The organism is uncultured Arcobacter sp. (genome assembly GCF_937982575.1).
GTDB lineage: Bacteria > Campylobacterota > Campylobacteria > Campylobacterales > Arcobacteraceae > Arcobacter.
Map to the genome: position 1 here is coordinate 15,772 of NZ_CALJLR010000015.1, position 24,054 is coordinate 39,825.

The 24,054-nt window shown below is 28.3% G+C and carries 26 protein-coding genes; 9 read left to right on the forward strand and 17 right to left on the reverse strand.

Features of this window, described 5'->3' with window-relative positions; translation table 11 throughout:
- Positions 1 to 10 precede the first annotated feature (10 nt).
- The 15 genes from Q0617_RS09925 to Q0617_RS09995 form a co-directional block, all read right to left on the reverse strand.
- A complete protein-coding gene (locus Q0617_RS09925) occupies positions 11 to 472 on the reverse strand; it encodes an N-acetyltransferase (RefSeq protein WP_298753028.1) in 462 nt (153 codons plus the stop codon).
- A complete protein-coding gene (gene yihA, locus Q0617_RS09930) occupies positions 462 to 1,070 on the reverse strand; it encodes a ribosome biogenesis GTP-binding protein YihA/YsxC (protein ID WP_298753030.1) in 609 nt (202 codons plus the stop codon). Before yihA ends, Q0617_RS09925 begins: the two co-directional genes overlap by 11 nt.
- Positions 1,070 to 1,597 carry a lipopolysaccharide transport periplasmic protein LptA gene (gene lptA, locus Q0617_RS09935; protein ID WP_298753031.1) on the reverse strand — a complete coding sequence of 176 codons (528 nt, stop codon included), beginning with the start codon at positions 1,595 to 1,597 and terminating at the stop codon, positions 1,070 to 1,072. The genes yihA and lptA overlap by 1 nt, the downstream gene beginning before the upstream one ends.
- Complete coding sequence (locus Q0617_RS09940; protein ID WP_298753032.1) at positions 1,594 to 2,127, reverse strand: hypothetical protein; 534 nt, start codon at positions 2,125 to 2,127, stop codon at positions 1,594 to 1,596. Before Q0617_RS09940 ends, lptA begins: the two co-directional genes overlap by 4 nt.
- Complete coding sequence (locus Q0617_RS09945) at positions 2,118 to 2,615, reverse strand: HAD hydrolase family protein (RefSeq protein ID WP_298753033.1); 498 nt, start codon at positions 2,613 to 2,615, stop codon at positions 2,118 to 2,120. Before Q0617_RS09945 ends, Q0617_RS09940 begins: the two co-directional genes overlap by 10 nt.
- Complete coding sequence (hisB, locus tag Q0617_RS09950; RefSeq protein ID WP_298753034.1) at positions 2,612 to 3,184, reverse strand: imidazoleglycerol-phosphate dehydratase HisB; 573 nt, start codon at positions 3,182 to 3,184, stop codon at positions 2,612 to 2,614. The genes Q0617_RS09945 and hisB overlap by 4 nt, the downstream gene beginning before the upstream one ends.
- A gap of 11 nt (positions 3,185 to 3,195) precedes the next feature.
- On the reverse strand, positions 3,196 to 3,825 hold the full coding sequence (locus Q0617_RS09955; protein WP_298753036.1) for a septal ring lytic transglycosylase RlpA family protein: 630 nt from the start codon (positions 3,823 to 3,825) through the stop codon (positions 3,196 to 3,198).
- Positions 3,826 to 3,991: 166 nt separating this feature from the next.
- Positions 3,992 to 5,368 (reverse strand): lytic transglycosylase domain-containing protein, encoded by a 1,377-nt coding sequence (locus Q0617_RS09960; protein ID WP_298753038.1) that lies wholly within the window; start codon positions 5,366 to 5,368, stop codon positions 3,992 to 3,994.
- Between the two features lie 37 nt (positions 5,369 to 5,405).
- Complete coding sequence (locus tag Q0617_RS09965) at positions 5,406 to 6,227, reverse strand: TatD family hydrolase (RefSeq protein ID WP_298753348.1); 822 nt, start codon at positions 6,225 to 6,227, stop codon at positions 5,406 to 5,408.
- Entirely contained in the window at positions 6,191 to 6,493 is a 303-nt protein-coding gene (locus tag Q0617_RS09970; protein WP_298753039.1) for a hypothetical protein, read from the reverse strand. The genes Q0617_RS09965 and Q0617_RS09970 overlap by 37 nt, the downstream gene beginning before the upstream one ends.
- Positions 6,494 to 6,549: 56 nt before the next feature.
- Positions 6,550 to 7,878 carry an ATP-dependent protease ATPase subunit HslU gene (hslU, locus tag Q0617_RS09975; RefSeq protein WP_298753040.1) on the reverse strand — a complete coding sequence of 443 codons (1,329 nt, stop codon included), beginning with the start codon at positions 7,876 to 7,878 and terminating at the stop codon, positions 6,550 to 6,552.
- Between the two features lie 5 nt (positions 7,879 to 7,883).
- A complete protein-coding gene (gene hslV, locus Q0617_RS09980; RefSeq protein ID WP_298753042.1) occupies positions 7,884 to 8,420 on the reverse strand; it encodes an ATP-dependent protease subunit HslV in 537 nt (178 codons plus the stop codon).
- A 3-nt stretch (positions 8,421 to 8,423) separates the two neighbouring features.
- The gene (gene rplI, locus Q0617_RS09985) at positions 8,424 to 8,870 is read right to left on the reverse strand and encodes a 50S ribosomal protein L9 (RefSeq protein ID WP_298753043.1); all 447 of its coding nucleotides are present in this window, start codon (positions 8,868 to 8,870) and stop codon (positions 8,424 to 8,426) included.
- A 104-nt stretch (positions 8,871 to 8,974) separates the two neighbouring features.
- On the reverse strand, positions 8,975 to 9,607 hold the full coding sequence (locus Q0617_RS09990; RefSeq protein ID WP_298753044.1) for a hypothetical protein: 633 nt from the start codon (positions 9,605 to 9,607) through the stop codon (positions 8,975 to 8,977).
- Positions 9,608 to 9,689: 82 nt separating this feature from the next.
- Positions 9,690 to 10,331, reverse strand: coding sequence for a recombinase family protein (locus Q0617_RS09995; protein WP_298753045.1), 642 nt, complete (start codon positions 10,329 to 10,331; stop codon positions 9,690 to 9,692).
- Between the two features lie 237 nt (positions 10,332 to 10,568).
- Between Q0617_RS09995 and Q0617_RS10000 the strand changes: the two genes are divergently transcribed.
- From Q0617_RS10000 to Q0617_RS10030, 7 genes are read left to right on the forward strand one after another with little or no spacing between them, the layout of a single operon-like run.
- Positions 10,569 to 11,129 (forward strand): UbiX family flavin prenyltransferase, encoded by a 561-nt coding sequence (locus Q0617_RS10000; RefSeq protein WP_298753046.1) that lies wholly within the window; start codon positions 10,569 to 10,571, stop codon positions 11,127 to 11,129.
- Entirely contained in the window at positions 11,122 to 11,616 is a 495-nt protein-coding gene (coaD, locus tag Q0617_RS10005; protein WP_298753047.1) for a pantetheine-phosphate adenylyltransferase, read from the forward strand. The genes Q0617_RS10000 and coaD overlap by 8 nt, the downstream gene beginning before the upstream one ends.
- The gene (gene tmk, locus Q0617_RS10010) at positions 11,607 to 12,173 is read left to right on the forward strand and encodes a dTMP kinase (protein WP_298753049.1); all 567 of its coding nucleotides are present in this window, start codon (positions 11,607 to 11,609) and stop codon (positions 12,171 to 12,173) included. The genes coaD and tmk overlap by 10 nt, the downstream gene beginning before the upstream one ends.
- The gene (hisS, locus tag Q0617_RS10015) at positions 12,166 to 13,389 is read left to right on the forward strand and encodes a histidine--tRNA ligase (protein ID WP_298753052.1); all 1,224 of its coding nucleotides are present in this window, start codon (positions 12,166 to 12,168) and stop codon (positions 13,387 to 13,389) included. Before tmk ends, hisS begins: the two co-directional genes overlap by 8 nt.
- Positions 13,389 to 15,197, forward strand: a complete 1,809-nt coding sequence (gene speA / locus Q0617_RS10020; RefSeq protein WP_298753349.1) for a biosynthetic arginine decarboxylase — start codon at positions 13,389 to 13,391, stop codon at positions 15,195 to 15,197. Before hisS ends, speA begins: the two co-directional genes overlap by 1 nt.
- Positions 15,190 to 15,954 carry a serine O-acetyltransferase gene (gene cysE, locus Q0617_RS10025; RefSeq protein ID WP_298753054.1) on the forward strand — a complete coding sequence of 255 codons (765 nt, stop codon included), beginning with the start codon at positions 15,190 to 15,192 and terminating at the stop codon, positions 15,952 to 15,954. The genes speA and cysE overlap by 8 nt, the downstream gene beginning before the upstream one ends.
- A complete protein-coding gene (locus Q0617_RS10030; protein ID WP_298753055.1) occupies positions 15,954 to 16,688 on the forward strand; it encodes a sulfite exporter TauE/SafE family protein in 735 nt (244 codons plus the stop codon). Before cysE ends, Q0617_RS10030 begins: the two co-directional genes overlap by 1 nt.
- Here the strand turns inward: Q0617_RS10030 and Q0617_RS10035 are convergent.
- The gene (locus Q0617_RS10035; protein ID WP_298753057.1) at positions 16,681 to 17,910 is read right to left on the reverse strand and encodes a DEAD/DEAH box helicase; all 1,230 of its coding nucleotides are present in this window, start codon (positions 17,908 to 17,910) and stop codon (positions 16,681 to 16,683) included. The two genes, Q0617_RS10030 and Q0617_RS10035, sit on opposite strands and share 8 nt — an antisense overlap.
- A 68-nt stretch (positions 17,911 to 17,978) precedes the next feature.
- Entirely contained in the window at positions 17,979 to 20,465 is a 2,487-nt protein-coding gene (gene acnA / locus Q0617_RS10040; RefSeq protein WP_298753059.1) for an aconitate hydratase AcnA, read from the reverse strand.
- A gap of 99 nt (positions 20,466 to 20,564) precedes the next feature.
- Between acnA and Q0617_RS10045 the strand changes: the two genes are divergently transcribed.
- Together Q0617_RS10045 and Q0617_RS10050 are read left to right on the forward strand one after the other, a co-directional pair.
- Positions 20,565 to 22,529 (forward strand): mechanosensitive ion channel family protein, encoded by a 1,965-nt coding sequence (locus tag Q0617_RS10045; RefSeq protein ID WP_298753061.1) that lies wholly within the window; start codon positions 20,565 to 20,567, stop codon positions 22,527 to 22,529.
- Positions 22,507 to 24,039, forward strand: coding sequence for a PAS domain-containing sensor histidine kinase (locus Q0617_RS10050; RefSeq protein WP_298753063.1), 1,533 nt, complete (start codon positions 22,507 to 22,509; stop codon positions 24,037 to 24,039). Before Q0617_RS10045 ends, Q0617_RS10050 begins: the two co-directional genes overlap by 23 nt.
- The last annotated feature ends 15 nt before the right edge of the window (positions 24,040 to 24,054 follow it).

Consider the following 24,054-nt stretch of genomic DNA (forward strand, 5'->3'; position numbering starts at 1 on the left):
GTTGTAGTGGCTAAAGATCAACCACCATCGCCACTTCATCACAAACTGGGAAATGTTTACATCGTATACAGTCAGCCCAGATTTTGTGTTCTGGAATTTGGTCTTTTTCTATAACTCTAAAACCACAACTTTCAAAAAAACCTTGCTCATAAGTTAAAGATAGAATCTGTTCTAGTCCATAAAACTTTGCCTCTTTTATGCAGGCATCAACTAATTGTTTACCTAGTTTTAATCCTCTAAAATCTTTTGATACTATTAAACTTCTCACTTCCGCAAGTCTTATAGAATGGATATGCGTAGCAGCAAAGCCAGCAAGTTTTCCATCAACTTCAACTACAGTATAAGAACGTATGGTATTAGCCATCTCATCTTCTGTTCGAAGAAGAATAGTACCCTTTTCTACTTCACCTTTAACAAGGCTCTGCATAGCAAGAATATCTTTTGTAGTTGGTTTATAAAATCTAATTTCCAAATAAGTATCCTGTTATTTTATTTTGGAGGTCTGATATACCTCTTTTTTTAAGATTTGAGATAAAAATACCATCTGGGTACTCTCTTTTTAACTTTGCTAAGTCATTTTGTTTTAACTTATCAGTTTTTGTAAAAGCATGAACAATAAGTTGGTCACCTCTTTTTATTTTTAGCAAAAATTCATCAACGTTTTTATCAATCTCTAAATCTGGATGTCTAGCATCAATTAAATGTATAAACATCTGTAGGTTTGCTCTTTTTTCTAAATAACCAGTTAGATTTCTATTCCACTCTGCTTTTATACTTTTAGAAACTCTTGCATAACCAAAACCTGGTAAATCTACAAATCTAGCAAATAAATCAGGTGGCATGTCATTATCTTCATCTGTTTTAAACTTAATATTAAAATAATTTATAAGTTGTGTTTTCCCTGGTGTTGAAGATGATTTTGCCAAGCCTTTTCTATTTGTAAGTGTATTAAGCAGTGAACTCTTACCAACGTTACTACGTCCTAAAAATGCTATCTCAGCTACATCAGGACCAGGAGAGTCAGCTATACTTTGAGCTGATTGCATAAAAGATGCTTCTACTATTCTCATTATTTACTCTCAACTTTTTGCGTATTTTTTGAAGGTTTAACTTCTTTTTTCGTAGTGTTACTATTGGCTAAATCAATTATAAATCTAACTGGCTTATCTTCGCTTCCACTAACCTTTGCTTCACCACTTACTTGGTTAATTACAATTTTATTCCCAAAAAGTCTTTTATCTTCACTTACCTCTTTTAAAAATCCATTTCCAGTAATAACATACTGCATCTTTTTAGGCTCATAGACTACTTTGTCACCTTTACCTTCATATAACTTATCAGCAGTTTTTACTTTAAATTTCACATTTCCAGTTGCTATATATTTTAAAGGTTCTCTTTTAGTATTTGGCTTTTTTTCACTTAGGTATACATCTAGTCTATCAGATTCTAATTCATCTTTTGCTTTTATCATTTTTACATTACCTGTAAAAATTGATAAGCCTTTTTCATCATAAGCTTCAAAGTTATTTGCATCTATTATTAGCTTTTCTGCAAATAAAAAACTACAAAATATACTAACTATTAAAAAAAATCTCATTTATTACCTTTGTTATTGTTATTCATTAAAACTTCAAAATGTGTATCTTTTGACTTAAAAACTGCCTTATTTGTATCAAGATACAGGGCTTTTCCTTTTATTGTACTATTATTATAGATACCATCAAACTCTATTGTATTTGTTGCAATTTTTTTAATCCCATCATAAAAAAGCTCATCAGTATTTAAAAGTATATTATTCTCTCTATTATATTTTACATTGTTTAAAAATTTATACTGTTCTAGTCTTTTAATAATAATATCAGATTCAATATAATCTGTTCCATTATCAGCTCGTCTTAATATAATTTTTCCGTCATACATAATATCTTTTGTTTTATACTTCATAGCTCTTTTAGAATTTACAATTCTTTCAAGGTTATCCACATTGAAAGTATATAAAGTAGAGTCTTCAAATACTATTTGAGGCTGTTCTTCATTGTTTTTATCTTTTTCTTTAGGAGTTATTCCTACTATTGCTGATATAAAAGATATAATTAATATTGCATAAGTAAAATAATTTATTGCCATAGTTTGAGAAATTCCTCTTCTAAACCATCTTCTCTAAAGATGTATTCCATCATCTCTCTTACCGCACCTTCTCCACCTTTATGTTCACAAACTACATTTACTATTTGTTTTATATATTTTGAACCATTTTGTGGAGTAAATGATAATCCTGCTTTTTTTAACATCTTATAATCATTTAAATCATCACCAATAGCAGCTACTTCATGCCAAGAGATTGCTTCTTTTTTTAAAATCTCTTCTAAAACTTCGTCTTTATTGTGAACACCTTGGTAAAGGTGTTCTATATTTAACTCTTTTGCTCTTTTTTCTACTAAAGAAGATTTTCTACCTGTAATGATAGCTGCTTTTTTGCCAAAGGTTTTTGTCCATACTGCAATAGCCAAACCATCTGCAACATCAAAAGATTTTATTTCATCACCATTGTTAGTATATGTAATTTTCCCATCAGTTAATGTTCCATCAACATCAAGAACAATTAGCTTTATCATAAAACACCTTTAGTACTAGGAATTCCTAATCTCTCATTTTTTACTAAAGCACGTCTTAGAGCTACAGCAAAGGCTTTAAAGCTAGCTTCTAAGATATGGTGTTTGTTTCTTCCTCTCTGAACAATTATGTGTGTTGTAAGTCCAGCATTCATAACTAAAGCATGGAAAAACTCTTCTGCAAGTTCAACATCAAAATCCCCTACTTTTCCGCTTACATTTACTTCATAAACTAAAAAAGGTCTATTTGATAAATCTAAGGCACAAGTTGATGAAGCTTCATCCATAACTACTGTTGCATTTCCATATCGCTCAACTGCTTGTATTGGGAAAATATCCTCTTTTAAAGCCTTTCCTAAAACAATACCACAATCTTCTACTGTATGATGTGCATCAATATGTAAGTCACCCTTGCAAATTAACTCAATATCAATACCACTGTGCTTAGATAGTGCTTCTAGCATATGATCAAAAAATCCAACACCTGTATTTATATTTGACTTTCCAGACCCATTAATATCTATTTTACAACTTATATCTGTCTCTTTTGTTTTTCTTTTTATTTCAGCCATATTTTTTCCTATTACTCTGCGATTACCATAGCACTAGCTAAAGAATTTTTCTCTTTGAAGTCTCTAATCTCTTCTTCTGACCTAAAGCCACTAATCCAAACCCTATTTATTTCTTTATTATTTAAAATACCTTTTTTAATTATAACATCATATCTACTATCTAATATCATTTTAAATTTATTTTGAGTAATTTGAGCACCAGCATATCTACTAAATGCCCCTACTTGTAAATAGTATTTCCCAACACTTGCAACTTCTTCTTTCTCTTCTTTTGTTTGGGCAATTTTAGCATGGAATCCTAAAACTGTGATTCTTACCTTTGCCGTCCCTTTTGCTACCATATCTATATCTCTAGCAGCTTTATTTGACAAGTCAATAATTCTAGTACCTACAAAAGGTCCCCTATCATTTACTCTTACAATAGTTGATTTTCCATTTTCTAGGTTTTCAACTTTTAACATAGTATTCATTGGTAGAGTTTTATGTGCAGCTGTTGCTTTATACATATTATAAATCTCACCATTTGAAGTAGGTTTTGCATGAAAGTTTGGTCCATACCATGATGAAATCCCTTCATGAGTATCTCCAACCTTTGCCAATGTAGGATAATACCACTTTCCAAAAACTTTATAGGGTCTCATTGTTGCCCTGTGCATCGCTTTAGAATTTCTGATTTTTTCTTCAGGAACATGAATGCTACTTCTATCCTTTTTAAATATATTATAATTGCTATACTTGTAACTTGAAGTGGAAAAACACCCAGTAAACAAAAATGTTATTATAAGTGCAATACTTAATTTTAAAAGTTTATCTATATGTAATAACAAGTTTGTCTCCTTTTTTAATAAGGCTAGTTTTTAAGTTATTATCATTCATTAGTTTATCTAACTCAATTCTATGCATTTTTGCAATTGATAAAAGAGTATCTCCATTTTTCACATAGTAATTTTTTGTCTTTAAGCCTGTACCTTCTACAAAAGGTATTACTAATTTTTGTTTTAAAGCTAATCTATTACTTTTTAGTTTATTAAAACTTTTTATTGCTTTGTATGAGATTCCATATTTTTTACCAATATCAAATAAATTATCCCCTCTTTTTACAATATGAACTTTATATTTTGTTGGTTCTATATTCATTTTATTTTGATTAAATATAGATAATCTACTATATGGAATATAAATTTCATAATCCTCATTATATGTAGGTATTACATTTCGTACGATATGTTTATTTAGCATTTTTAAATCTCTATACTCCATACCAATAGCACTTGCAATATTTTTTAAATGCAAACCACCCTTTACTTTAACAGTGGCAATAGGCGAAGTAACACCAATATTTCTAATATGAGAATAATCATTTTCAGTTACAAAACTTTGATTGTTCATCATAGCAAGTGAGATTATTTTTCTTATATATCCTCTACTCTCTTCTGGTAAATATTGTCTTCTAATCTTTTTTTGCTCCATTAAAAGCTCATAAATATCTGGTTTTACATCCCATGTTAAAATTTCTTTATATATGTTATTTAATTCTCTAAATTTAACTCTTTTTTGTTGGTAAAGACTAATAGTTCTTCTATATTTTTTTATTTGTTGAGATTTATCATTATTTTTACCATTTTCATCTTCATACATATCAATAGTAGCTCTTGTAATTGCTTCAATTACTCTTCCTTGACCACAGTTATAAGCAACAGCAGCTAAATACCACTTTCCAAACTGTCCATGTAAATATTTTAAATGTTTTGTTGCAGCATAAGTTGATTTAACAATATCCATTCTTTCATCAACATATATATCATTTTTAAGTCCAAGATTTTTTGCAGTACCATACATGAATTGCCACATCCCAGTTGCTCTTGCATGTGACTTTGCATCTAGGGTAAAGCTAGATTCTGCCATTGCTAGATATAAGAAAGTCTCAGGTAAACCCTCTTCTCTTAATATCTCTTTAACTTTTGGAACAAATAAAGATGCTCTATTAAATCTATTTACGTATTTGAGTTGAATATTTTGTAGATACCTATTATATGTCTTTTGTAATTTGTAATCTGTGATGTAAGCTGGGTCAATATCTAGTTCTTTTAAGATTTGTAAATCCCGCTGAGAAAAATTACTACCTATTAGCGATGCATTTGCACTTATAAAAACAGTGGCGATTAATAATAAAATTTTAAACAATTATCTATCCTATTTATGTAAATAGTAGAGATTTTATCTAAATTATGCTAGAAAACTCTTTAAATAGTTTTTTTGCATTATTTGTAGTGAGATTTTGTACCTCTTCATCAGAGATATTTAGTAGTTCAGATATCTTTTGGGATACAAATTTTGTGTATAAAGGTTCGTTTCTTTTCCCTCTATTTGGGTGTGGAGTCAAATATGGAGCATCTGTTTCAATTAACAATTTTTCTAAAGGAATTTTAGGTAAAACTTCCACAAGCTTTTTTGCATTTTTAAAAGTTAAAACTCCACCTATTCCAAAATAAAAATTATGTTCACTTAAACTTAATAAATGTTCACTTGCATTATAACAATGTAAAACACCACCAACATCTTTTGCCCCATATTTTTCTAAAATCTCTTTAGAGTCATTTGAAGCTTCTCGAACATGGACTATTAAAGGTTTTTTTACTTTTTTAGCAAATTCAACTTGAGAAATAAAAACCTCTTTTTGCAGCTGTTTTTCTTGAAGTTTTTCATCTTCATTCTCTGGTAGCCTAAAATAATCTAGTCCACACTCACCTATTGCAATACATTTTGGATGGTTTACATACTCTTTCATAACATTTTCATCATAAGAAGAGGCATCGTAAGGATGAATTCCAACAGAGAAAAAAACTTCTTTATACTTTTGGGCTAATTTGATTGCTTGGGGTAAGTCTGCAAAGTCTGCACCTGGAATTAAAAAACCTTTAATCCCATTTTCTAGTGCACGAAGTATTACTTCATCAACATCATCATAGTATTGTTCGGTGTCTAAGTGACAGTGGGTATCAATAATTATGATAAAAACCTTTTTTTCAATACAGCAATTAATTCATTTATTTTAGATATATCTTCATGTTTAATCCATGCATCAATTCCAAAATTTTTAAATGCATCATAATCATCTTCATCATCTAAAATTGCAATAGAAACAAACTTCTCTTTACATGAAGCTGATTTATTCTCTTCAAAATCAAATATAGAATTAATATCAATTAGCGCAATATCTGCATCTCCTGATGTCTCTTCATAGTTTTCAACTGTAAAAGATGGGTCTAATAATTTTGTATCAATATTGCAAAAAGTTACTATTTTCATGGTTTTGCCTTTTTAATTTCTTAACTCAAGTTATTTTATCTAAAAAAAAATAAAAACTACAATATGTATCTTGTAGTATCTTCATCTTTTACGATATCTGATAGTTTTTCTTCCACTAATTGTTTTGTTATTACAATAGTTTCACCACTTTTTTCATCAGCATCAAAGCTAATATCTTCAAGAACTTTTTCAATAACAGTATGCAGTCTTCTTGCACCTATATCTTCAGCTTTTTCATTTGCACCAACAGAAAGGTGCGCAAATGCACGAATTGCACTATCTTCAAACTCTAAAGTTACACCTTCAACATTTAGCAAGGCTTTGTACTGTTTTAATAAAGAGTTTTTAGTATTTGTTAATATTTTATATAAAGCCTCTTCATCTAAAGGATTCAATTCAACTCTAAGTGGAAATCGTCCTTGTAATTCAGGTAACAAATCACTTGGCTTACTAACATGAAAGGCCCCAGCTGCAATAAATAAGATATGGTCAGTTTTAACTTGTCCATATTTTGTTTGTACATTACTTCCTTCAACTATTGGTAACAGGTCTCTTTGTACACCCTCTTTACTTGGGTCTTGATTTTGATTATTTTTTCCAGAAGCTATTTTATCTATTTCATCAATAAAAATTATTCCACCATTTTCAACTCTTCTTAAAGCTTCATGTTTAATAGACTCTTGATCTATTAGTTTTTCACTCGCTCCACTTCTTAAAAGTTTTCTAGCATCTTTTATTTTTACTTCTTTTTTAACTTTATCTTTATTTAGTGAGCCTAACATATTGCTTAAACTCTCTTGCATAGATGTCATATCTAAAGGAAGAGAAGAATCAATCACTTCCACATGGGCTTTTTTAGGAAGCTCTATTTCGATTATTTTATCTTCAAGTTCACCTTTTAATAACTTTTCTTCCATTTTATTAAATGTTTTGATAAAAGATTCTTTTGAACTTTCACTTGCACTCTCTGGTAGAGGAGGTACGAGTTTTTCAATTATTTGTTTATTTACTTCTTGGTCTATTCCATCTTGTATTTTTTCTTCATACTCTTTAGTTACTAAGTCCATTGAAGCAAAAACTAAATCTCTAATCATAGACTCTACATCCCGTCCAACAAAACCAACTTCAGTATATTTACTTGCTTCTACTTTTACAAAAGGAAGACTCATCATTTTTGCTAATCTTCTTGCAATCTCAGTTTTACCAACACCAGTATTACCTATCATAAGAATATTTTTAGGCATAATTTCTTCTTGGATTTCTGGGTCTAATTGCATTCTTCTATATCTATTTCTAAGTGCTAATGCTATGGTTTTTTTGGCATCATCTTGACCAATAACATAATCATCTAGAAACTTTACAATCTCTTTAGGAGTCATATTCATTTGTATTAATCCTCTATTTTTAATAATTTAATATTTTGATTTGTATATATACATAGTTCCCCTGCAATCATTAGTGACTCTTTTACTAACTCTTCAGGGTCTAAGTTTGAGTGTTTTTCCAAAGCTCGTGCAGCAGAAATAGCAAAATTACCACCACTTCCTATTGAAGCTATCATTCCATCTTCTGGCTCAACTACATCGCCTGTTCCTGATAAAATAAAAATATGCTCTTTATTTAAAACTATCATCATAGCTTCTAGACGTCTTAAAACTTTATCTTTTCTCCACTCTTTAGAGAAAGCAATTACAGCTTTTAATAAATCACCTTTGGTGTTTTCTAAATGAACTTCAAACATATCAAAAAGATTAAAAGCATCAGCTGTACTTCCCGCAAATCCTGCTAAAATCTTATCTTTATATAGTGTTCTGATTTTTGTAGCATTACCTTTTAAAACAGTGTTTCCAAAGGTCACTTGACCATCACCACCAATTACTGCTTTATCTTTTGCTCTATAAGCTAATATCGTAGTTGCATCAAACATTTTTTATTCTGCTATTACATCAAATTTAATTGTTCCATGAATTCCATGTCCCAATTTACAATCTGCTTCAAAGATACCTTCAGTTTTAACTTTTGATTTTAAAGTAATATTCTTTTTATCTAAATCAATATCAGCTTGTACTTTCAGTATTTCACTAATCTCTTTATTAGTAACAGAACCAATTAGGTGTCCATTTGCCCCGATTTTATGTTTTATTGTAAATTTTTGAGAATCTAGTTTTTTTGCAGTCTCTTTTGCTATTTCAATCTCTTCTGCTTCTTTTTGGGCTTCTCTTCTCATTTGAGCTTTATGTTTATTTAAAACTTCATTTGTTGCAAGTAGTGCTAAACCTTTTCCAATTAAAAAATTTTTTCCATATCCGTCAGAAACCTCTTTTACTTCACCAGCTTTACCAGTACCTTTTACATCTTTTAATAATAATACTTTCATAATATATTCTCCATATCTTAAATAGCATGTATTCTACTATAATATTTTTGAAGTCAATATAAAGGCATAAAATAAAAAATATTTTATATTAAAAGAAAGGCTTTTTAAGCATAAAAAGAGGAATGATTATAATTTTTTGAATCATTTAACATCTCGGATAGATAGCTTTTCACTAAAGTGTTAGCTTCATCTTGTGAATATCCACTAGCATTGCTGCTATATTTATCAAATAAATTTATAAGATCTTGTTTTGATTCGTCATTCAAATTTAAAACTCTACTTGTGTAATCAGATATAGTATTAAGTGAATTTGTAGTTTCATCTTTTTCATTATTAAATAAAGAGTCCATTAAAGTTTGAACCGTATTATAATACTCTTCATCCTCTTCTTCATCTTCGCTTGAGTTTTGTGGAGGTGGTGGAGGTGGCATTCTACCAATATGCCCAGCTACATTTTGTGAAGCAGGACCAACACCTGCTAAATCACCTACTTCTTTGGCATCAAAGCCTAATGAAGACATAGCATCAGATAATTGTTTAGAGGGTCTAATATTTGCATCTTGAAAAGCAGCAACAATTTCTTGTGCATCCCTTTGAGATAAGCTATTTGAATCATAATTTAATAAAGTATCATCAATAATTTGCTGTTGTTCATATGAGAGTGAATTTCTTGCTACTGCAGAAGTACCACTTAAGATGGCATTAAAGTCAATGCCTGAACTAACAGACGAAATCATATCGTATCCTTTTATTTATCTAATTTTAAGGTAATTATATTTAAATGTCAATAAATTAGATAAATAAAAGTAAATGAATTGTTTAACTAGCTAACTCTTCTAATGAAGTACTATGCTCTCTTATATTTCTTTTTTTAACATAATTATTTAAGCCTATGTGATTGTTATAACCTAAAAGTTTTGCTATTTTTCTAACAGATAAACCTACGCCTAAAAGTTCTTCTATCTTATCTCTTTGCTTATCAAATTTTGATTTTTGGATAGTTCCTTTTGGTTTACCTAAACTTTCACCTTTGAGTTTTTTTGCAGTTAAAGCCTCTTTTGTTCTTAGACTCATTAAATCTTTATCTAAAGATATTGTCATAGAAATCATACCAAGAACCATTTTTGTTAACATATCATCATTACTTACTAAATCTAAGTTTTGTTTAATCACAAGTATTCGTATTTTACTATCTAGTAAAAACTTAACCATCTCCAAAATTCTCTCTACTGTTCTACCAAAAACATTTAAATCATATACCAATAGGGTTGAGTTCATTTGACAAGATTTAAGAAGTTCTAAAATATTTTTTTCTTCATCTGGAGCATTAATTTCAACCTCAATATTGTGAAAAATCTCCATCTTATGTTCTTTGACATAAGAAATTATTCCATCTTCTTGCAACTTTGTATATGAGCTATTATTTTTGTTGATTCTTAAGTATGTGAAGAGTTTTGACATTGATTATCCTTTAGACAATTAGTATAACTAAAATAAAATTTATTATACAAAATGATAACTTTATATTTATTTATAGTAATACAAAATGTTAGCATTCCATTTATTAATATTAGCTTAAATTTTACAATTCTTATGCTTTATTATAAATTAAACTTAAAAACATAAAGAGCCATTGTTTGAAAATAAAGATTTTTTAAGCTAATATCACTATTTTATACAACAAAAAAAGGAACTATAGTGAGATTAGTTGTTGCAATTAGTGGTGCTAGTGGAGTAAACTTAGGAATAAAGTTTTTAAAACTATTACCTGAAAATATAGAAGCTTTTGCTGTTATCTCAAAGAGTGCAAAGATTGCTTTAAAATACGAAAACTCTTCTGCATTAGAGAATTTAAATAATCAAAAAAATATTACAATCTTTAAAAATAGTGACATTGCTGCGCCTATTGCATCTGGCTCATTTAAAATAGATAAAATGGTAATTATTCCATGTTCTATGAATACACTTGCAAAATGTGCTTATGGTTTTGCAGACAATTTAATAACCCGTGCATTTTCAGTCTCTTTAAAAGAAAAAAGAGAGGTTTTATTAGCCCCAAGAGAAATGCCCTTTTCATTAATAGCTTTGGAAAATATGACTAAGTTATCATCAATGGGTGTTACAATTTCACCACCAGTTTTGGGTTATTACTCAAATAACAGTACAATTGATGAAATGGAAAACTTTATTATTGGAAAATGGTTTGACAGTTTAGGAATAGAAAATAGTTTATATAAAAGATGGAAAGATGATGAATAAAGAAAATAAAGAGCAAATATCTTCATACAAAAGTGCCATATATTCAGGGACCTTTGACCCTATTACAAATGGTCATATGGATATTATAAAAAGAGCAGCAAATATTTTTGATGAAGTTATTATTGCTGTTGCAAAAAGTGAAAGAAAAAAACCAATGTTTTCCCACGACAAAAGGGTTGAGTTTGCTAAAGAAGCTACAAAAGATATTACAGGAGTAAAGGTTGTTGGATTCGATACTTTATTAGTGGACCTTGCTACTAGCTTGAGTATTACAACTATTATTAGAGGCTTAAGAGCCGTTAGTGACTTTGAATATGAGTTACAAATGGGATATGCAAATGCTTCTATCAATAAACAAATAGAGACTTTATATCTTATGCCAACACTTGAAAATGCCTTTGTAAGTTCTACAATTGTTAGGGAAATCATATTATATAAAGGTAAGTTTGAGCACTTAGTTCCAAAAGAGGTTTTAAAATGTATGTAGTAATAGAAGGAATCGATACAGCTGGAAAATCAACACAACTTGATATTTTATCACAAAAATTTTCTGATGCAATTTTTACAAAAGAACCCGGTGCAACAAAACTAGGTATAAAACTGCGAGAAATGGCACTCAATGGTGAAGCAAAATCAAAAGTTGCTGAGATGTTTTTATTTTTGGCTGATAGAGCTGAGCATATTGAAGAGGTAATAAAACCCAATAAAGATAAAATGGTTATTTCAGATAGGTCTGTTATTTCAGGTATTGCTTATGCTTCAAATTTACCTATTGAAATTGTTACAACATTAAATTTAATAGCTACAGAAAACACCCTGCCTACTCATACTATTTTACTAGAATTAAGTAAAGAAGAGTTGACAAATAGATTAGGTAATAAATCAAATGACTCCATAGAATCAAGGGGAATTGATTATTTAATTGATATTCAAAATAGAATGAAAAAAACTATTGAAATGTTGGATTTAAATTATATTTTTATAGATGCTAGTTTAAGTATAGAAGAGATTGCAAAGAAAATTGAGGATTTTATTAATGGCTAAACAAAATATTCAAAGCCTAAGAGGTATGAATGATATTTTAGGAAAAGATAGTGAGCTTTTTACATATTTTATAGAAAATGCTTCAAAAATAGCAAAAAACTATGGGTTTACATACTTAGAAACTCCTATTTTAGAAGAGACTGCTTTATTTAAAAGAAGTGTTGGAGAGAGTAGTGATATAGTTAATAAAGAGATGTACCAGTTTGAAGATAAAGGTAAAAATGACGTATGTCTAAGACCTGAAGGAACGGCTGGAGTTGTAAGAAGTTTTGTACAAAACAAGTTTGATAGAGCTGGTGGAACATATAAATGGTACTACTACGGGCCTATGTTCAGATACGAAAGACCACAAAAAGGAAGACTAAGAGAGTTTCATCAATTTGGTTGTGAAGTATTTGGTATAGATTCAGTTTATGAAGATGCAAATATAATTATGATGATAAAAGAGATTTTAGATTTCTTTGGAATTGGATTTACTCTTCAGTTAAATTCACTTGGCTGCCCTACTTGTATGCCAACATATAAAGAAAACCTTGTAAAAGTTTTAAGCAATATAAGAACTGAGCTTTGTGAAGACTGTAATAGAAGAATAGAAACAAATCCTATTAGAGTATTAGATTGTAAAAATGAGAAATGCCAATCACTCTTAGTAGATGCTCCAAAAATCACAGATAATTTATGTGAAAAGTGTGATAGTGATTTTGAAAAACTAAAAGAGATTTTAGATTTTAATAATATATCTTATGTTATAGATTCAAACTTGGTTCGAGGTTTAGATTACTATTCTCAAACTGCCTTTGAATTTACTTCAAATGAAATTGGTGCACAAAGTGCAATTGCTGGTGGTGGAAGATATGACAGACTTGTAGAGTTTTTAGGAGGAAGAGCAACTCCTGGAATTGGATTTGCAATTGGAATAGAAAGATTACTTGAATTAATAAAACCAAAAGAGACAAAAAGTGATACAATCTACTTAGGTGCAATGAGTGAAGATGCTTTAAATACATTATCAAAAATTGCCATTGAAAAAAGAAAAACAACAAAAACTATTATGGAATACAGTTCAAGAAGTTTTGGTAAACATTTTAAAATAGCAGAAAAACATGGAGCAAATATTGTTGCACTAGTTGGTGAAGATGAACTAAAAAATGGAACAATTTATGTTAAAAACATAGATACTCAAGAAGAAAAAAATTTAAAATTAGAGGATTTTTAATCGTGAATGATTATGGTATTGATATCTGGAGTGATGATAACTTTATAATTGAAGATGGCTTAGCTAAGGTTAATTTTGATGGTAAACCATCGTTAATCTCTATTGTTAAAGATATTAGAAAGCAAGACTTTAAAGGTCCTTTGCTTTTAAGATTTCCACATATAACAAAAAAACAGATTAATACGCTCTATAACGTATTTAATGCAAGTATTAAAGAGTACAACTATAAAGGAACATTTAATGCAGTGTTTCCTTTAAAAGTGAATCAATTACCAAACTTTATACACCCTCTTTTAAAAGAAGGCAAAAAGTTCAATTATGGATTAGAAGCTGGAAGTAAAGCGGAACTTGTCATTGCAATGACCTACAATAATCTTGGCTCTCCAATTACTGTAAATGGATTTAAAGATAAAGAGATGATTCATCTTGGATTTATTGCTAAAAAAATGGGACACAATATTACACTTATCATTGAGGGTTTAAATGAACTAGAGATGATTATTGCTGTTTTAAAAGAGACTAAACTAGAGTGTCCAAATATTGGATTAAGAGTAAGACTACATAGCGGTGGTAGTGGATTATGGGCAAAAAGTGGGGGTATTAACTCAAAATTTGGTCTTACATCTACTGAAATCCTTGAGGCCTATGAACTAATGGAGGAGACTGATATTGTTGATTATCTTACAATGATTCACTTTCATATAGGTTCTGCTATGAACTCTATAAAACCACTTAAAAAAGCACTTAGAGAATCAGGGCACATCTATGCTGAACTAAAAAACCTTGGTGCAAGAAAATTATCATCAATAAATATTGGTGGTGGATTAGCAGTTGAATATAATGCCTATGAAAGAACAAGGTTTTACTCTTTAAGTGAGTTTGCAAATGATGTTATATTTACAATAAAAGATATAGCAAAACAAAAAGGTGTTGAAGAACCAAATATTTTCACAGAATCAGGAAGATTTATTTCAGCTGCATCAACAGTACTTATTACTCCTGTTTTAGAACTTTTTTCGTCTGAATATGAACTTCATCATTTAAAATTAAAAGAGAATAACCCTCCACTTATTCAAGAATTATTCTATTTACACAGAGATATAAAAAAGAAAACTGCATATGAGTACATGCACGATAGTATGGATCATATGGAATCACTTTTAACACTATTTGATTTAGGTTATATTGATTTACAAGATAGATCAAATGCGGAGATACTAACACATCAAATAGTTAAAAAGGCTATATCACTTTTAGAAATTGATGATTATGGAGAGTTAAAAAGACTTGATGAGAATATTCAAGAAAAGTATCTATTAAACTTCTCACTTTTTCAATCACTACCAGATTATTGGGGTATTGACCAAGAGTTTCCAGTAATGCCAATAACACATCTAAATGAAAAACCAACAAGAAGTGCTTCACTATGGGATATAACTTGTGATAGTGATGGAGAAATTCCATTTGATGCTAAAAAACCACTTTATTTACATGATATAAATTTAAATCAAGAAGATTATTTCTTAGCATTTTTTAATGTTGGTGCATATCAAGATACTTTAGGAATGAAACACAACCTATTTTCACACCCAACAGAAGTTAATATTGTCTTTAAAGATGGAGAAGTTGTATTAGAAAAGATATTAGAATCACAAAAAACTATTGATGTACTTGATGATATTGATTATGATACAAATGAGATAGAAAATATTTTAAGTAAAAACTTAGCCCCTGAAATTTACAAGGATCTAAAAAAGTATCTAAATGAAAATACTTACTTAAAAACAATATGGAGTTATTATGAATAATCAGACAAATACAGAATTAAATAATAAAGTAGAAATAGAAGAAAAAATATCACTTTGGCAACAGATAAAAGAAGACTTTTCAGTTCCAAAGGTAAATGACCCTGCTTTAAATTCAAGTATTGAACTATTTTTCAACTACCCAGGTGTTTGGGCTGTAATTAATCATAGGATTGCAAATAAATTATATAAGAAGAATTTTAAAATCACTGCAAGAATTATTATGGGAATAACACAATTTCTTTGTAATATGGATATTCATCCAGCAGCTACTATTGGAAGAAGAGTATTTATTGACCACGGAATTGGTGTAGTTATTGGGGAAACAGCAATACTAGAAGATGATGTTCTTATTTATCAAGGTGTTACTTTAGGTGGAGTTAGTTTAAATAAAGGGAAAAGACACCCTACTATAAAAGCTAACTCAGTTATAGGAAGTGGTGCAAAGATTTTAGGAAATATAACTATAGGAAAAAATAGTAAAATTGGAGCAAACTCAGTAGTAATTTGTGATGTGCCTAAAAACTCTACAGCAGTAGGAGTTCCTGCAAAAATCATCAAAAAAGATGATAAAAATGGAAGACTTAACCATGGAGATTTACCAGATATCAACAAAGAGATGTTTGAATATTTACTAAAAAGAGTTGCTGTGTTAGAACATGCTGTTAGAAAATATGATGGAATTGATTTAAGTAATGAAGACCATGAGTTAGAATCAATCTATAAAAAATTTATTACTGCAATGAACTCTATTAAATAATGATATATGAACTCCTGTTATTTGGACTAATTACTGGATTTGTATCTGGTTTTTTTGGTGTTGGTGGAGGTATGCTCCTTGTTCCAATACTTCTAATGGCAGGATTTATTATGAAAGAAGCTATTGCCATATCTGTTATGCAGATGGTATTTAGCTCAGTTTTTGGATCTTTTTTAAATAGTAAAAAACAATCAGGTCTTCTTATTGATGGTTTACTAATAGGTATTGGTGGCTTTTTAGGAGGATTATCATCTGGTTTTATATTAACTGCCTTATCAAATAAGACTTTACAATATGTATTTATTGTAATACTACTTGCCTCTATTATTAAACTATTTATAACACCAGCTGAGCATAATAAAGAAGAAAAAAAACATTCAAAACTTCTACTTATATTAATAGGTGCAATTGTAGGTATGATTGCCATGAGTATTGGTGTTGGTGGTTCTATTATGATAACCCCAATTTTAGTTGGATTTATGAATTACAACCTAAAAAAAGCTACTACTTTAGGACTATTTTTTGTAATGTTTTCTTCTAGTGCAGGATTTATATCTTTAAGTTACAGTGGGCATATGCTTTATAGCGAAGGCTTTACCGTAGGTCTTGCATCACTACTTGGTGTTTATTTGGGAATTAAAGTGAAAAACAAAATAAATATGAAATCTTATAAAAAATATGTTTTATTTTTATATATAGTAACTTTTTTAATAATGATATATAAAACTATTTAGAGTTTTGCTCTCTTAATTTATCTTTTTTACTTTTTCTTTTTCCTTTTATTGGTGCTTGTCCTTTTATTTTCTCTATAGGTTCTCCTGTTAATTCAAACCCTACAATTTGTTCCCTTGTTAGCTTTATATCACTTCTTTTTTCAATCAAAGAGAAATGTTCTTTATCTTCATGACAGATAAAAGAGACTGCAATTCCACTCTTCCCAGCTCTTCCTGTTCTTCCAATTCTATGTATATAATCGGCCACAGCTCTTGGTAAATCAAAATTCACTACACAAGAGATATTATCTATATGAAGTCCCCGTGCGGCTATATCTGTGGCAAATAAAACTTTTATTTTTTTATTTTTAAAATCCGCTAAAGTTTCATTTCTCTCTTCTTGTATTAAATCACCATGAAAAGATTCTGCTTCAAATCCATATTTTCTAAACTTAAAAGCCAAATTATCACAAGAACGTTTATTTGCCATAAAAACTAGGACTTGTTCAAAGTTCTCTTCTTTTATTAGATGTCTAAGCAAAGCACTTCTATTCTCTTTGTTTACTTCTATTACTCTTTGATTAATTGTCTCTACTGTAGTTTGTTCACTTTCAATAGAAACCTCAATAGCATTTTGCGTGATTTTTGAAGCAATAGTTAAAATCTTAGGAGGATAAGTTGCAGAAAAAAGAAGATTTTGGCGCTGTTTTGGTAAAGAGTCTAATAAAAGCTCTAACTCCTCTTCAAAGCCAAAATCAAGCATCTTATCTGCTTCATCTAAAACTAAAAATTCAAGAGTTGATAAATTTATCTGTTTTTTCTTTAAGATATCAAGTAATCTTCCAGTTGTTGCAACTACAATATCACACCCTTTTTGTATATCTAAAAGTTGCTCACCGATACTCTCTCCACCAATTACACTTACAAGCTTGGGCTTTTTATGTAAATATTTACTAAAAAGATTAAAAGATTCACATACTTGTAGGGCTAATTCTCTTGTGGGTGTTAATACTAAACATCTAATTTTTGCTTTTCCTTCATATCTCTTATTTGCCCAAAGATTTAAAATAGGTAATACAAAACTTGCAGTTTTACCACTTCCTGTTTGTGCTTTTGCCATAATATCTTTGTGTTCTAAGACTAATGGAATAACTTTTTCTTGAATAGCAGTAGGAGTGGTATATTCATTCTCTTTAAGTGAAATATTTAACTTATCTGATAAATTTAATTTAGAAAATGACATATATAAGAATCCTATTAATAATTTATTTGTACTTTATTATTATTTAGCTTTATTTGACTTATATTTATCTATGAAAGCATAGTTTTTAATAAATAAGACAAGATACCGCTATTTTTATAATACTTTATTTCTTCATTAGTATCTAATCTAACTTTTAATTTAGTCTCGATAACTGCTCTATTTGAAGTAATTGTTAAGTTAGCTAAAGCATTTACTTCTATGTTTTCATCTAAAACTATATCAATAACCTCATCACCTCTTAAATTTAACACTTCAAAATCTTCATCTTCTAAAAACTCCAAAGGCAAAACTCCAAAGGCAATTAAATCTTCTCTATAAACTTTGTCAAAAGACTTTGCAACTATTGCCTTTACCCCTAAAGGTTTCATCCCTTTTACAGCCCAATCCCTCGACTCTCCAATTCCATATTCTTTTCCTGCAAATATTACCAAAGGTCTATTTCTTTGTTTAAATCGTTTAGAGAGTTCATAAATTGAGACAATTTCATCCTCTTCAAAATCTTTTGTGTATCCACCCTCTTTTGAAACCATTTCATTTTTTAAATTTGCACTATCAAAAATACTTCTAAGCATAATTTCACTATTTCCCTCTCTACTTTTAAAAGAGTTATAATCATATGACTTTACTCCTATTTCTTCTAAGTAGTTTGATGCAACTGAATATAGAGCTATTTGTTCTGAAGGTGAGATTTTATCTGTACTAATGTTATTTCCTAAAATCACTAAACTTCCTGCATTTTTTATCTCTATTTTTTCTATATATTCATTATTAAAAAAGTTTGAAGCCTGTATATATGTAGAGTCTTTATCCCAAGTATAAGTGGGTGTGTCTTGTACTTCTAGTTCTTGCCAATATTTATTACCTTGAAAAATATTTTTATAAATCTCTTTATATAAACTATAGTCTAACTTATTTAAATACTCAACAACTAATTCATTACTTGGCCAGATATCATCAAGCTTTATTTCTTTATTTTCTACTATGTCAATACAGTCATCTAAAATATTACATTTTATTGTTTTAGCTAAAGTATATACTATTATCAAAGATGCTGACATATAATAGTTTGATTTAATAAAAGAGGGAATATTCTCTTCATACCTTTCATCTGCACAATAAAGCGAAACTACATTTAAGTTATTGCTTTTTATATCTTCTTCTATATTTTTATTGAAATCATTAAAGTTATAATCATTTTCAACAATATTAAAACCTAGTTTTTCTAAATATTTCAATAAATCAAGTTTTTCTAAATATACTCTTTCTAAGGGTGAAGTTGTAAATAATAGTTTCTTAATACTCTCATTGGCTCTTATACCTAATTCATAAGCTTTTTTTGCTATAAGTCCTACATGTATGAGAGAATAAGGATTTGAATTTGAAGATATTATTGATAATACTATATCACCATCATTTAGGTTAATTCCACTATTTTGTAATGGAAAGTTTTTTAACTCATTGATACTAATTTTATCATCTGATTTTTTAGATTCATATATGCTAGCTTCTATTAAATCTAAATTTATCTCAATAGTCTCATCGTAAGATAAAACATCGCTTTTAGAAAATAGACTCTGTTTTTCTAAATATATTTTTACGAGTTTAGAAAAATCACTATTATCCATAGTGTTATCATAATACTGAAGGGTTCTATTATCTATTGGGAAAAAAGAAGATTTTGCTCCATATTCATAAACCACATTTGAAATTGTTAATCTATCTTCTAATGTTAGTTCACAAACACCCTCCCCATAAAACTCTACAATTTTTTCAAATAGTGTATACTCTTTTAAACTATTTATTAAATTTGAAATTAAATCTGATGATGTTACAGTCTTATTTACTTTTCCTTTTATCTCTATTCCCAATACTTTGGGTAGATTAAAAGATAAGGGAAAACCAAATATTGTTGACTCTGATTTAACACCTTCTATTTTACAAGCTAAAACACCCAATGAACTTATACTTATAGTATCTTTATTTGTTCCTACTATTGTCTCAGGAAATAGATAATTTTTTCCATTCTTTTGTTCTAGATGAATTATTGTAGATAAGTACTCTAAATTTATTTGATGACAAAGTTGTGAACCAGGAGGGATTACTCTAACATTTTCAAATTTACTTTTTGCCCATTTTATAAATTTATACTTCTCTTTTGTTTCAATATTCTCACATAAAGAGTCATCAAGTATAATGTCTATCATTACTGTAGGATTTACTTTATTTACATCACCTTCATATCTAGCAACTATATCTCTCATTGATGCTAAATCAACAAGTGAAGAAATTCCACTAAAATTTTGCATGACAATTCGTGAGGGATAAAAATTTATTTTAAGATTTTTTCTATTTAAAAATAGATCAATGATATACTCTATTTCTTCGTCATTATTTGCTTTTCTTAAATTCTCTTCTAATAATATCTTTAAGCAAAGGGGGAGTTCTCTTAAGCTTTCATATAATGAAAAAACTTTTTCTAAATCATAATAATAAAAAACTTCATTTTCTATTTCAAAACTATTTTGAATATTCATTATACTAACCTTATAATTATTAATATGTAAAATACCAAATGCTTCTTTAATATTTAATTATGGTACAATATATACTTTATTTTTTTAAACGGGAATCTCATGAACAATAGAAAAAGATACAATTTTACTAATACTTTATTCAAATTTTTTATACTTTTATTACTATCAATAAATCTCTTTGGAAATGCCTTAGTAGTTAATAATTCAATAAATAAGAATAATCAACCTACTAATAATAGTGATACTGCAAATAAAGTTACTGAAGAAACAGACTTAAATACAAGAAGTGAAGAAATAAGTGCCTATGACTTAGGTTTTATCATAAAACTCATTAAAGACAAAAACATAGATGCAGATAAACAAATTGAAATAATTGATGATGAAATGGGAAAAATCATTAATAACATAAATAATGAAGTGCCCTACCCTTTTGATGAAAAGACGTATCAAAAAAAGATAAAATTTTTAAATAGCAAAATAAATGTCAACTCTAAATATGACAATAACTTAGCTGTCTCAAGAGACCTTTTAAAAATATCATTTTTAGAAAACGAAAAGATGTTTGCTAAAACAATAAACTCAATAATTGATGGTAAAAACTCTTTTAAAGATAAAAAGTATTTTATCTCACTACTTGAAGGTAAAATTGAAGAATTAAATAGAATAGATTTAAGACTTTTTGAAAAAACATATAATCAAATATCTACACAAAAAGACCCTCTTACTCTTGAGTTTAATAATGCCTTTGAGTCATTGCGAACACAAATAAATGCTGATCTACTTGTATACAACTATTTAAACTCTAATATTAGTGATTTTAGACCAAGTAATTTTATACTTGATGAACTAAGTTTAAAATATATTATAAAAACAATAGATTCAAATAAATATATTAAAAATATTTCTGAAACTTTTAATTACTATTTCCATATTTCTGTAGGAAAAGTAGTAATTCTTCTTTCTATATTTGTACTTTTTATGCTTGTTAATAGAAAGATACTCCCATATTTAGCTGAACTATTTAATCATAAACTATCAAAAAATATAAAAGCTTTAAATACCTCTATTATAGAGATTATTCCTTCTAGTTTTAGATTTAATTTATCTTTAATTATTTATGTTTTTTCACTTCAATTATCACTTTTTCTACTCCTAGATGATGCCGCTAAAGTTAACCACTTAATACCCTGGTTCAACACTGTGTATTTAGCACTATCTTCTTATATGTTTTATAGAATTTTAACAAACTACATAAATCTATCTTCGGATAAAATATTTAGTGACTATCCAAATATGAGAAAAGAGATGGTTGACTTTATTCTAAGAATTTTAAAAATTATAATTCTAATATTTATAGCACTATTTTTATTGGTTCAATTAGGATTTGATATAAAAGCCATCATAGCTTCACTTGGTATTGGTGGTATAGCTGTTGCACTTGCAGCAAAAGATACCCTATCTAACTTTTTTGGTTCATTAAATATTATTACAGATAATTCATTTTCACAAGGAGATTGGATAGAAGCTGGAAATGTAGAAGGAACTGTAGTTGATATTAGAATGAGAACTACTAGAATTAGAACCTTTGCAAATGCAATGATTACTATTCCAAATGCTCAATTGGCAAATATACCTATTTTAAACTGGTCAAAAAGAATTATAGGTAGAAGAATAAATATGTCTATAGGTATAACATATAATAGTAAAATGAGTGATATTGAAAACTTAGTAAATGATATTAGAGAGATGTTACAAGAACATGACTCAATTGCCTCATCAAAATCAGCAAGTATTGATAAAAAACCATATTTATTAAAAAAAGAAGATTTAATAGGTGTTAAAAACAATATTTTAGTCTATATTGATGAATATGCAAATAGTTCTATAAATATTTTAGTTTATTGCTTTAGTAGAAGCCCTGTTTGGGAAGACTGGTTAGAGACAAAACAAGATGTAATTGTAAGAATTTCACAATTAGTAGAGAAAAACTCTTGTTCATTTGCTTTCCCTACTCAAACTATACATTTAGAAAGAGAAGATTTTGACAGAAAATCAATTGATTAGTTCAAAACTATTTTTTAACCTTATAAATCATGCAAATGATTTAATTGCAATATATAATATGAAAGAATCAAATATTATATATGCAAATCAAAAATTTTTGGATACTTTAGAATATACAATGAAAGAGCTATCTACTTTAGCTATAGATGATATAAGAGAAGCAATTGATGATAAAGATTGTTTAAATGAAATTTTAATTCATGATAAGATAACAACTTATTCAAACTTTTATTCAAAAAGTAAAAAAAAGTTTATCCTTGAATCAAATATACAACACTATAGTGAAGATGATATAGATTATATGATTTGTATATCAAGAGATGTTACAGAGAAACTTCAAAAAGAACAAAAACTAAAAAATGAGATAGAATTAAATATACATAAGCTAGAAAATCAAAAAATATTTTTAAATACTCTACTTGATAAAAACCCTACTTCTATTTTTTATAAAGACAAAAAAGGTAAATATTTAGGTTGTAATAAAGCATGGGAAAATTTAACTGGTATAAAAGCGGATACAATTATAGGCAAATCTGTTTTTGATATTGCTCCATCTGATATTGCAAAACTTTACCATGAACAAGATGAAAAAGTATTTAATCTAGAAGAAAACCCACAAGTATATCAAGCAGAAGTTTATAATAAAGATTTAGATAAAAGATTCAATGTTGTATTTTACAAGTCTGCATATTTTGATATAAAGGGAGATGTTTTAGGACTTATTGGTGTTGTAATTGATATTACGGATATAACAACTCTTGAAGAAGAGAAAAAAGAGAAAGATAGACTTTTGTATCATAAGTCAAAAATGGAAGCCATGGGTGAAATGATTGAAAATATTGCGCATCAATGGAGACAACCCTTATCAGCAATAACAACGTCAGCTAGTGGAATTAAAGTACAAAAAGAGTTTGGAACTTTAAGTGATGAAAACCTAATAAATTTTATAGATGTAATTGTTGATACATCAAACCATCTTTCAAATACTATTGATGATTTTAGAAACTTTTTTAAGCAAACAAAAGAAAAAAATGTTTTTAAAATAAAAGATCCATTTGAAAAAGCACTAAAGTTAATATCAGCCCAACTTAAAAGTAAAAATATAAAACTAATCAAAAATATAGATAATATAGAAATAACATCACTAGAAAATGAGCTTATTCATGTTATTTTAAATATTTTAAATAATGCTATCGATGCTTATGAGAATTTTGAGGAAAAAGAGTTTGATAAAAAATATATCTTTATAGATTGTTATAAAAAAGATAATTTTTTAAATATAGAAATTAAAGATAATGCAAAAGGTATTAAAGATGAAATTATAGATAGAATCTTCGAACCATACTTCACAACAAAATATAAAAGTGATGGAACAGGGATTGGTCTTTTTATGGTTCAAGAGATAGTTCAAAAACACTTAGAAGGTGATATTAAAGTAGAAAAAGTAACCTTTGAATATAATAAAAAAAGATACACAGGTTCAAAATTTATTATTAAGCTTCAACTATAATAGCTTTTTAATATA